We start from the raw sequence: 9,842 nt of genomic DNA, 5'->3' as shown, positions 1-9,842 counted from the left end.
GTCACCGGGCCCCCCACAATGGGTCCCATGCGTGCTGCCCGGCTGATCAAGATGGTGCTGCTCCTGCAGTCCCGGCCCTCCATGACCGCAGGCGAGCTGGCGCGGGAGCTGGAGGTGTCGGAGCGCACCGTGACCCGGGACGCCCAGGCGCTCTCCGAGGCGGGTGTGCCCGTGTACGCCGACCGTGGCCGGGCCGGCGGCTACCGGCTCGTGGGCGGCTACCGGACGCGGCTCACCGGGCTGGCCCGTCATGAGGCCGAGGCCCTCTTCCTGTCCGGGCTGCCCTCCGCCCTGCGCGAGATGGGACTCGACGACGCCGCTTCGGCCGCCCGGCTCAAGGTCTCGGCCGCTCTGCTCCCCTCGCTCCGGGACGCCTCGCACACCGCCGCGCAGCGCTTCCATCTGGACGCCCCCGGCTGGTACCACGATCCGGCCACCCCCGAGCTGCTGCCCGCCGTCGCGGAGGCCGTCTGGGACGACCGGCTGGTCCGGGCCCGCTACCGCCGCCCCTCGGGCGAGGTGGAACGGGAGCTGGCCCCGTACGGACTCGTCCTGAAGGCCGGGGTCTGGTATCTCTGCGCGCGGGCCGGGGACGACTTCCGGGTGTACCGGATCGACCGGTTCACCGCAGTCGCCGTCTCCGGGAACCGCTTCGTACGGGACGAGGACTTCGACCTTCCGCGCTTCTGGGACGAACGGGCCGCGCAGTTCGCCCGGTCGATCCTGCGCACCGAGGTGACCGTACGGCTGTCGGAGGAGGGCGTACGGCGGCTCCCGCACGCCGTGGACCGGGCCGCCGTCGACGAGGCGCTGGCCGGGGCCTCGGCGCCGGACGCCGGCGGCCTGCGCACGGTCGTCCTGCCGGTCGAGTCCGAGGAGGTGGCGTACAGCCAGCTGCTGACCCTCGGATCCGAGGTGGAGGTCCTGGCTCCCGCCGGTCTGCGCGAACGCTTTGCCGATACCGCCGAACGACTGCGCGACCTCTATCGCTGAAGTGGCCCGGAAGTGATGCCGAAGGCTTCATTTCGGTGTCTGGGCGTGCGTCGCCCCCCGTCGGGGCCGATGCTGGACCCGTGATGGACGAGACGGAGTTCTGGGAGATCATCGACAGCACCCGCGAGGCCGCCGAGGGCGACCCCGAGGAGCACGCCGATCTGCTCGTCGAACGGCTGGCGCAGCTGGATCCCGACTCCGTGCTGGATTTCGCCAGGCACTTCGAGGCCCGGTACAACCGCGCGTACCGCTGGGACCTGTGGGGCGCGGCGGCCGTGCTGCTCGGCGGGGCGAGCGACGACGCGTTCGACTACTTCCGCTGCTGGCTGATCGCGCAGGGCCGGGAGGTCTTCGAGGGTGCGATGCACGACCCGGACAGCCTGGCCGAGCTGCTGGACGACTTCGACGAGGAGCTCGACGGGGACGGCGAGGACCTCGGCTACGCCGCCGACGAAGCCTACGAGCAGCTCACCGGGGTGGTCACTCCCGATCTCGGGCTGCCGCCGCAGGCAGCGGAACCGGCGGGCACGCCCTTCGGCTTCGACGACGACACGGCTCTGGCGGAGCGCTTCCCCGCGCTCTGGGACCGCTTCGGCCCGGTCTGAGGCCCGGTCCGGGATCAGGGCGAAGGCCCGGTCCGGGAATCAGGCCGTCAGTGAACGGCCCATCAGGACGTCGTCGACATACCGTCCGCCCAGGAAGAACTCCCCCGGCAGGACGCCCTCGACGGCGAACCCCTCCGCCGCGTAGAGCGCCCGCGCGGCTGTGTTGTGACCGAGCACGCGCAGGGTGATCCGTCCCGCGCCCTGACGCCGCGCCTCGGTGTACGAGGCGCGCAGCAGCGCCCGCGCGACGCCCTGGCGCCGAGCGCGGTCGGCGACGGCGAGGCCCTGTATCTGGCGGACGTGGGCGTTGCAGGCGAGCGGGGTCGGGCGGCCCAGCCGGAGGTAGCCGGCCATGGACACCCCGCCCGTGCCGGTGACCGCCTCGGCGACCAGGAATTCGCCGGGCGGGTGCCGATCGTCGAAGAAGGGCTCGTACGGCGGCTGCGGCCTCGGCTGCACGGCGTGGAGGGTCGACCAGGTGGCCCGGTCGAGTTCCCCGAGCGCGGTCTCGTCCTCGGGCACGGCGGGACGGACGGGGCGGAGGGACCGGAACTGCGGCACGGACATGCCCGCCACTGTGCCACGCGTGCTCCTCGTCCCCTCCGGCGCTCCACTCCCGCGTGACCGAACGCACATGGGGCAGGATGGACGTCATGCTGCGCTCCCGAATCGCCGTCACCGGATCGACCGGCCTCATCGGAGCGGCGCTCGTGCGCTCGCTGCGCGCCGACGGGCACGAGGTGGTGCGCCTGGTGCGCCGCCCGGCCGCGACGGGCGACGAGGTGGAGTGGGATCCGAAGCGCCAGTACGTCGACGTGGCGGGCCTGGTCGGCTGCGACGCTGTCGTCCATCTCGCCGGCGCGGGGGTGGGGGACCACCGGTGGACCGAGGCGTACAAGCGGGAGATCCGTGACAGCCGGGTGCTGGGTACGGCGGCCGTCGCCGAGGCGGTTGCCTCCCTGGACACCCCGCCGAAGGTGCTGCTGTCCGGGTCCGCCATCGGCTTCTACGGCGACACCGGCGACCGTGCCGTCGACGAGGGCGCGCCGCCCGGCGAGGGCTTCCTGCCGTCCGTGTGCGTGGAGTGGGAGGAGGCCACGGCTCCCGCCGAGGAGGCGGGCGTACGCACGGCCCACGCGCGGACCGGCCTGGTCGTCTCCCGGCGGGGCGGTGCCTGGGGCCGGCTCTTCCCGCTGTTCAAGGCGGGGCTCGGCGGGCGGATGGGGGACGGCCGGCAGTACTGGAGCTTCATCGCGCTGCACGACCACATCGCGGCGCTGCGGCACATCCTGGACACCGAGACCCTGTCCGGTCCGGTGAATCTGACGGGCCCCTCCCCCGTCACCAACGGCCAGGTGACGGCCGCCATGGGGCGCGTGCTGTCGCGTCCGACCCTGTTCACCGCCCCGGCGCCCGCGCTGAAGCTCGCGCTCGGCGACTTCGCGGGGGACGTCCTGGCCAGCCAGCGGGTGCTGCCCGGCCAACTTCTCGACTCGGGCTTCGCGTTCGCCTTCCCCGGGATCGACGACGCCATCCGCGCGGCGCTGCGCTGACCGCCCTCCGGCCTGCCCGCGGCCCCGGCGCCGGGCCGCCGTGCGACCCCGTGCACCGGTGCCCGGGGTGCGCGCGACTGCGACTCTCTCGGCCATACACCTAGCCTCGACCCGAACTCGGGCATTCCGGGGGCCTGTTGGGGGCAATAGCCCCCCACCAGTCGCACCGACTCGGGGAGGGGCACGTGCTCAGGGCACACACAGCAGACCACGCGGATGTGGTCATCATCGGGGCCGGGATCGCCGGCCTGTCGGCGGCCCACCAGCTGATCAGCGCAGGAGTGAACGTCAGCGTCCTGGAGGCCGCCGCACACGTCGGCGGCAGGATGGCCACCGATGACATGGACGGGTTCCGGCTCGACCATCTGGGTCCGCTGCTCAGTTCCGCGTATCCGGAGCTGGGCACCACCCCGGGGCTCGACAGGCTGGTTCTCCGGGACTTCGCCCCCGGGGTGCTCGTCCACAGCGGGGGGCGGCAGTACCGCGCCGGGGACGTGCGGAGCGCGCGGGGCGCACTCCGCGCCGTGCGCTCCCGATCGAGCGCCCCTCGCGCGCCCCTCGGCGGGGCGATCGAACAGGCCAGGCTCGGGGCCTGGCTGGCCCGTCTCGCCGCCACTCCGGAGTCCCGGATCCTGGCCCGGCCGGACGGCGCCGCATTCGAGTCGCTGTCGGCGCGCGGCCTCTCGCCCCGTGTCGTCGGCGGATTCCTGCGCCCCCTGCTCTCGGCGCTGCTCGGCGACCCCGGGCTCACCACGTCGAGCCGCATGGCCGATCTCACCCTCCGGGAGCACGCGCGCGGCCGGCTCTGCGTGCCCTCCGGCGGTTCCGCGACGCTGCCCGAGCTGCTGGCAGCAGCCCTGCCGCCCGGGACCGTACGCACCGGAGTGCATGTGACGGCCGCCGACATCACCTCCGTACGCACCAAGGAGCACGGCGAGCTCGGCTGCCGGTCGCTCCTGCTGGCCACCGGGGCGGGAGCCGCCGCGGAGCTGCTGCCGGGCCTGCGGATGCCCGCCTTCCATCCGGTGACCGTGCTGCACCACACCGCCGGGGAGGCGCCGCCGACCGGGGGCCGTCTCCTGCTGGACGCGGACCGCTCGGGGCCGGTCTCGCACACCGCCGTGATGAGCGAGGTCGACCCCTCCCGCGCCCCGCGCGGCCGGGCCCTGATCACCTCGACGGTGCTCGGCCCCCCGCCGCCCGACCTCGACGGCGCGGTGCGCGCGCACCTCGCCACGCTGTACGGCACGCCCACCGACGACTGGGAGCTGCTGGCCGCCCGTCACGACCCGGAGGCGATCCCCGCCATGCCGCCGCCGCACGATCCGCAGCGGCCGGTCCGGCTGCTCGCCGGGCTGTACGTGTGCGGCGACCACCGCGACACCAGCACCGTCCAGGGAGCGCTGCGCTCCGGCAGGCGCGCGGCCTCGGCGATCCTCATGGACCTGGGGGTGCGCGGCGGGCAGACGGACGGGACGGAGCTGCCCGCGGCCGCTTAGGGCCCTGCGTCCGGGTCAGGCCGGGTCGGTGGGCCCGGCGTGATCCGGACGAGCGGCCCCGGGGTCAGCCCAGCGCGGCGACCCGGTCGCGGTATCCCCGTACGGCGACGGCGTCCCGGTACGGCTCCAGGCGGCGCTCGAAGTCCCGTACGTACTCCGTCGCGCGCACCGACCGCATCTCCGCCGCCTGCTGGGCCGCCTCGGCGCCCAGCAGGCACGCCTGGTCCAGCTCGCCGAGCCCGAGCCGCGCTGAGGCGAGCACCACCCGGCAGAACAGCCTGCTCCGGGCGTACGCCGGTGCACGCAGTTGGAGCGAGCGCTCGGCGTGCTGGGCGGCGGCGCGGTACTGCTGCAGATCGCGGTGGCAGTGGCCGAACTCGTCGGCCAGCTGGGCCTCGTCGAAGTAGCGGGCCCAGTGCGGCACGTCGTCCCCGGGGCGGGAGATCCCCAGCGCACGTTCCGCCCGTACGAGCGCGGCAACGCAGGCCCTGGTCTCGCCCAGGACGCCGTGTCCGCGCGCCTCGACCGAGTGGAGCAGGGCCAGGACGACGGGCGGCGCGGAGGAACCGATGCCCTGCTGGGCGACGCGCGCCAGCTGGACGGCTTCCCTGCCGTGCCCGAGATAGACCGCCTGGCGGCTCATCGTGATCAGCACGAAGGCGCCGTACGCCCGGTCCCCCGCGGCCTGGGCGAGCCGCAGCGCCTGGACGAAATAGCGCTGGGCGAGGCCGTGCGCCGCGATGTCGTACGAGGTCCATCCCGCCAGCCGGGTCAGATCGGCCGCGGCGGAGAACAGCCTGCGGCCGATCGCCTCGCCGTAGCTCCCCCGGAGCATGGGTTCGGCCTCGTGTTCCAGATAGCGGACAAGTGCCTGCCTGGCGTGGCCGCCGCCGTAGGCGTTGTCCAGCGTGCGGAAGAGCTCGCCCACCGAGCGCAGGGCGGCGACGTCGCCGCTGCCGACCCGCTGGCCCGTGCCCCGGTCGGTCTGCCGCTGGCGCGGAACGCCCAGGGGCGGCGCCGCGGGAGCGGGCGGACGGGACGAGCCGGGTCCGCGTGGGCCTCCGGCCCGTACTCCCTGGGCACCGGCTCCGGGGGCCTGAAGGGTGCCGGAGCCGTTGGCCTGGTGGAGGCCGTTCGTGGCCCGGGCCCCATGGGCCTCGGCGGGCGTACGAGGGGCGGGCAGGCCGGTGGAGCCGTTCGGCCGGTCCGGTGACTCACCCCGGCCGACCCATTCGTCGGCCCGGCCGATCAGCCAGTCCCGGCTGGGAACGACCAGTCCGGCGGGCGTGAACGCGATCCTGCGCAGCTCCGCATGGCTGCCCGAGTCCTTGCGCCACAGCCCGCTGACGATGTCGACCGCCTCGGCGGGTGTGGCCGCGAACTCCAGACCGGCGTAGACGGGCGCACACGCGTCCAGCCCCAGGTCCTGCGCGGAGAGCCGGCGCCCGAGCCGTCTGGTGAAGACCTCCGCGATCAGCGCGGGCGTGGTGCCCCGGGGCTGCTGGCCGCGCAGCCAGCGGGTGACCGACGTCTTGTCGTATCGCAGGTCCAGCCCGTGTTCGAGGCCCAGCTGGTCCACCCGGCGGGCCAGGCCCGCATGGGAGAACCCGGCCTCCGCGATGAGGGCAGAGAGCCGCCGGTTCGGGGTGCGCTGCGGAGGTCGTTCCGACATCAGCTGTGAGGTCTCCTGCCTTCGGCGCCGGGCGGGCAGCCCTTACGGGCTCCCCCACGTTTGGGAGCGGGCGAGCCCGTTATGGAACGGCGCGAATTTAACTGCCCCGGCGGTGGCGCCGACGACCTTCGCTCCACGTTCATCCGATCGTGTGAGGATTGTCGGATCGCTGACGGAATCCACCCGCGTACAACCTGCCGGACTTCGCCTTCGGGAGCGGTCGTACAGTGGCTGGGGGCGCACATGCATGGTGACGGGGCTCCGGGGACACCCCCCGGCCCTCCTGCACCGCGAGTAGGGAGGCACCCGAGTGAGTGAGCTGCGGTTCGTCCGTCTGGGATTCGGCGAGGAAGCGGTCGACTACCAGGAGGCATGGCAGAAGCAGCGCGAGGTGCATGCCTCCCGGTTCGAGGACACCGTCCCCGACACCTGCCTGCTCCTCGAGCACCCGCCCGTCTACACGGCGGGGCGGCGCACCACGGAGAGCGAGCGCCCGCTGGACGGCACCCCCGTCGTCGACGTCGACCGCGGCGGGAAGATCACCTGGCACGGCCCGGGGCAGCTGGTCGGCTATCCGATCCTGAAGCTGCCCCGCCCGGTGGACGTGGTCGCCCATGTCCGCCGCCTGGAGGACGCCCTGATCCGGACGGCCGCCGAATTCGGTGTGGAGACCAGCCGGATCGAGGGCCGCAGCGGTGTCTGGGTCCTCGGCGACCCGGTCGAGGACCGTCCCGCGCCGGGCGGACTCTCGCTGGACTTCGACCCGCGGCTGCACGACGAGGAGTTCGACCCCCGGCTGAACGGCCCCGAGTACGCGCCGTCCAACGCGGGCCAGCGCCGCGAGGACCGCAAGCTGGCCGCGATCGGCATCCGGGTCGCCAAGGGCGTGACCATGCACGGCTTCGCGCTGAACGTGAACCCGGACAACACCTGGTTCGACCGGATCGTGCCGTGCGGCATCCGGGACGCGGGTGTGACCTCGCTCTCGTACGAACTGGGCCGCGAGATCACGATCACGGATGTCCTCCCGGTCGCCGAGAAGCACCTGAGGAACGTCCTCGAGAACGCGGAGCTCGCGCCTCGCGTCGTCGAGGCCCCGGAGCCCAGCAGGACCGCCGCGCCCGCCTGAGGCGCCCGCGCGGGCCCGTCGGAATAGGGCCTGTCGCCCACAGGTTGGCCATACGCAAGACCGTTCTAACCACGGGCGTACCCTGGTGTTCGCCGAAGAATCCAATGCAGCGAAAGCAAAGGGGTGCCGGAGTGTCCGGTGTCGCACCCGACGGGCGCAAGATGCTGCGCCTGGAGGTCCGAAACAGCCAGACCCCCATCGAGCGCAAGCCCGAGTGGATCAAAACCCGGGCGAAGATGGGCCCCGAGTACACGAAGATGCAGGCGCTCGTGAAGGGCGAGGGTCTGCACACCGTGTGCCAGGAGGCCGGCTGTCCGAACATCTACGAATGCTGGGAAGACCGCGAGGCGACGTTCCTCATCGGCGGCGACCAGTGCACCCGGCGCTGCGACTTCTGCCAGATCGACACGGGGAAGCCGCAGGCGCTGGACCGTGACGAGCCCCGCCGCGTGGGCGAGTCCGTCGTGACGATGGACCTGAACTACGCCACGATCACCGGCGTCGCACGCGACGACCTGGACGACGGCGGCGCGTGGCTGTACGCGGAGACCGTGCGCCAGATCCACGCCCAGACCGCGGGGCGGGAGGGCGGCGCCACGAAGGTGGAGCTGCTCATCCCCGACTTCAACGCGGAGCCCGCGCAGCTCGCCGAGGTCTTCTCCTCGCGCCCCCAGGTGCTCGCCCACAACGTCGAGACGGTCCCGCGGATCTTCAAGCGGATCCGGCCCGGATTCCGTTACGAGCGCTCCCTGGAGGTCATCACGCGGGCCCGCGAGGCCGGCCTGGTGACGAAGTCCAATCTGATCCTCGGCATGGGCGAGACCCGCGAGGAAGTCAGCGAGGCGCTCCAGGACCTGTACGACGCGGGTTGCGAGCTCATCACGATTACGCAGTACCTCCGGCCCTCCGCACGGCACCACCCGGTCGAACGCTGGGTGAAGCCGCACGAGTTCGTGGAGCTGAAGGACGAGGCCGACGCGATCGGTTACTCCGGCGTCATGTCGGGCCCGCTGGTGCGTTCCTCGTACCGAGCGGGGCGCCTCTTCCAGCAGGCGATGGAGCGCCGCGGCGCGACCACGGCGGCCGCATCGGCCGTGTGAATCGGCGCACAAGAGACTACTGAACAGTAATAGCCGCAGCGACGCGGTCCGTACGTCCCCCGCAGGTCGGGGCCCCGTATGGGCCGCGTCGACGTGCGCGGCGCCGAAATCAGAGTTTCATTGGTGTTTGACCGACCGGTCATGCACTGGTAACACCGAGCAGTGACCCTAGGTACATACGCGGTGGCTCCCGCAGCCGCCGTCGTCATTGCTTCCCGCTACTCAGTGCGCGCCGGACGCGCGCATCCGCTCCGAGGGGGAACACCCACGATGCACGCCGCACCGGTACGAGCCAACGCCATCCCGACCGTCACCACCGCGCTACGCGCGGTCGAGTCGCTGCTGATGAGCAGCGGCCAGCGCACCGCCCGCCGCAACGCCTGGACGGCGGTCCTCGAGGACCGCCGCAGGGCTCAGGACCGGGTCGAGGCGGAGCATGTCCTGAAGGCTGTGGCCGACCACCGTTCCTAGGTCACTCCCGGGCCACGTAAACTTCGGTACATGGCGAGGAAGGCAAACACTGAAGGCGCGGACAGCGCCGAGAACGCGGGGCGGCTCAAGCAGATCGCCCTGACCTACAAGATGACCAGGCGGTCGGACCCCAAGGTGGGTCTTGTCGTCGCGGGTGTGGGAATCATCACCTTCGGTGTCCTCCTCGCAGTCGGTTTCCTGATCGGCCACCCGGTCTACGCGGGCATCCTGGGCTTCGTACTGGCCTTCCTCGCGATGGCGATCATCTTCGGACGACGTGCCGAGCGCGCGGCCTTCGGTCAGATGGAGGGACAGCCGGGCGCAGCCGCGGCTGTGCTGGACCGGGTGGGCCGCGGATGGACCACGACCCCGGCCGTCGCGATGAACCGGAGCCAGGACGTCGTCCACCGGGCGGTCGGCAAGGCGGGCATCGTCCTGGTGGCCGAGGGCAACCCGAACCGGGTGAAGAGCCTGCTGGCGGCCGAGAAGAAGCGGATGGCCCGCATCGTGATCGACGTACCGGTGCACGACATCATCGTCGGCGACGGCGAGGGCCAGGTGCCGCTGAAGAAGGTGCGCACCACGATGCTGAAGCTTCCGCGGGTCCTCACCGGCCCGCAGGTGACCGCCGCCAACGACCGGCTGCGGGCGATGGGCGACCTGATGAGCAACATGCCGCTGCCCAAGGGCCCGATGCCGAAGGGTATGCGGATGCCGCGCGGCGGAAAGATGCGCTGGCACATGGGGCTTGAGCCGCTTCCGGCCGCGGCACGAACGAACTCGGCCTGGCGGCCGGGCCGGGGGCCCTTCGGGCGCCTCC

The 9,842-nt window shown here is 72.7% G+C and carries 9 protein-coding genes and 1 pseudogene; 8 read left to right on the top strand and 2 right to left on the bottom strand.

Annotated elements, in window-relative coordinates; translation table 11 throughout:
- The first annotated feature begins 27 nt into the window (after window positions 1-27).
- Entirely contained in the window at window positions 28-993 is a 966-nt protein-coding gene (locus tag ACFWFI_RS36625) for a helix-turn-helix transcriptional regulator (protein WP_387398994.1), read from the top strand.
- An 83-nt stretch (window positions 994-1,076) separates the two neighbouring features.
- Window positions 1,077-1,598: a DUF4240 domain-containing protein gene (locus ACFWFI_RS36620; protein WP_387398996.1), complete on the top strand. Its 522-nt coding sequence runs from the start codon at window positions 1,077-1,079 to the stop codon at window positions 1,596-1,598.
- Between the two features lie 39 nt (window positions 1,599-1,637).
- On the opposite strand, the gene ACFWFI_RS36615 is transcribed toward ACFWFI_RS36620, so the two are convergent.
- Window positions 1,638-2,165, bottom strand: a complete 528-nt coding sequence (locus ACFWFI_RS36615; protein WP_387398992.1) for a GNAT family N-acetyltransferase — start codon at window positions 2,163-2,165, stop codon at window positions 1,638-1,640.
- A gap of 86 nt (window positions 2,166-2,251) precedes the next feature.
- Here ACFWFI_RS36615 and ACFWFI_RS36610 point away from each other — a divergent pair, with 86 nt between their 5' ends.
- Together ACFWFI_RS36610 and ACFWFI_RS36605 are read left to right on the top strand one after the other, a co-directional pair.
- Window positions 2,252-3,151 (top strand): TIGR01777 family oxidoreductase, encoded by a 900-nt coding sequence (locus ACFWFI_RS36610; RefSeq protein WP_387398990.1) that lies wholly within the window; start codon window positions 2,252-2,254, stop codon window positions 3,149-3,151.
- Between the two features lie 185 nt (window positions 3,152-3,336).
- The gene (locus tag ACFWFI_RS36605) at window positions 3,337-4,650 is read left to right on the top strand and encodes an NAD(P)/FAD-dependent oxidoreductase (protein WP_387398988.1); all 1,314 of its coding nucleotides are present in this window, start codon (window positions 3,337-3,339) and stop codon (window positions 4,648-4,650) included.
- A gap of 64 nt (window positions 4,651-4,714) precedes the next feature.
- Here the strand turns inward: ACFWFI_RS36605 and ACFWFI_RS36600 are convergent, their stop codons facing one another.
- A complete protein-coding gene (locus tag ACFWFI_RS36600; protein WP_387398986.1) occupies window positions 4,715-6,322 on the bottom strand; it encodes a regulator in 1,608 nt (535 codons plus the stop codon).
- Window positions 6,323-6,632: 310 nt separating this feature from the next.
- On the opposite strand from ACFWFI_RS36600, the gene lipB reads away from it, so the two are divergent.
- The 4 genes and pseudogenes from lipB to ACFWFI_RS36580 form a co-directional block, all read left to right on the top strand.
- Window positions 6,633-7,451, top strand: a complete 819-nt coding sequence (lipB, locus tag ACFWFI_RS36595) for a lipoyl(octanoyl) transferase LipB (protein WP_387398984.1) — start codon at window positions 6,633-6,635, stop codon at window positions 7,449-7,451.
- A gap of 131 nt (window positions 7,452-7,582) precedes the next feature.
- Window positions 7,583-8,551: a lipoyl synthase gene (gene lipA / locus ACFWFI_RS36590; protein ID WP_387398982.1), complete on the top strand. Its 969-nt coding sequence runs from the start codon at window positions 7,583-7,585 to the stop codon at window positions 8,549-8,551.
- Window positions 8,552-8,821: 270 nt separating this feature from the next.
- Entirely contained in the window at window positions 8,822-9,022 is a 201-nt protein-coding gene (locus ACFWFI_RS36585) for an SCO2195 family GlnR-regulated protein (RefSeq protein ID WP_099176328.1), read from the top strand.
- 30 nt (window positions 9,023-9,052) lie between these two features.
- A pseudogene (locus ACFWFI_RS36580) lies at window positions 9,053-9,757 on the top strand (DUF4191 domain-containing protein); the annotation flags it as partial.
- Between the last annotated feature and the right edge of the window lie 85 nt (window positions 9,758-9,842).

It is taken from the genome of Streptomyces sp. NPDC060209 (assembly GCF_042728155.1).
In the GTDB taxonomy this organism is placed as follows: domain Bacteria; phylum Actinomycetota; class Actinomycetes; order Streptomycetales; family Streptomycetaceae; genus Streptomyces.
This window is presented reverse-complemented; position numbering and strand designations above follow the sequence as displayed.

Bases quoted from the DNA above. Each gene is read 5' to 3' on its own strand.
- ACFWFI_RS36615 (WP_387398992.1), bottom strand. From the start codon at position 2,165: ATGTCCGTGCCGCAGTTCCGGTCCCTCCGCCCCGTCCGTCCCGCCGTG.
- ACFWFI_RS36620 (WP_387398996.1), top strand. From the start codon at position 1,077: ATGGACGAGACGGAGTTCTGGGAGATCATCGACAGCACCCGCGAGGCC.
- ACFWFI_RS36610 (WP_387398990.1), top strand. From the start codon at position 2,252: ATGCTGCGCTCCCGAATCGCCGTCACCGGATCGACCGGCCTCATCGGA.
- ACFWFI_RS36585 (WP_099176328.1), top strand. From the start codon at position 8,822: ATGCACGCCGCACCGGTACGAGCCAACGCCATCCCGACCGTCACCACC.
- ACFWFI_RS36600 (WP_387398986.1), bottom strand. From the start codon at position 6,322: ATGTCGGAACGACCTCCGCAGCGCACCCCGAACCGGCGGCTCTCTGCC.
- ACFWFI_RS36625 (WP_387398994.1), top strand. From the start codon at position 28: ATGCGTGCTGCCCGGCTGATCAAGATGGTGCTGCTCCTGCAGTCCCGG.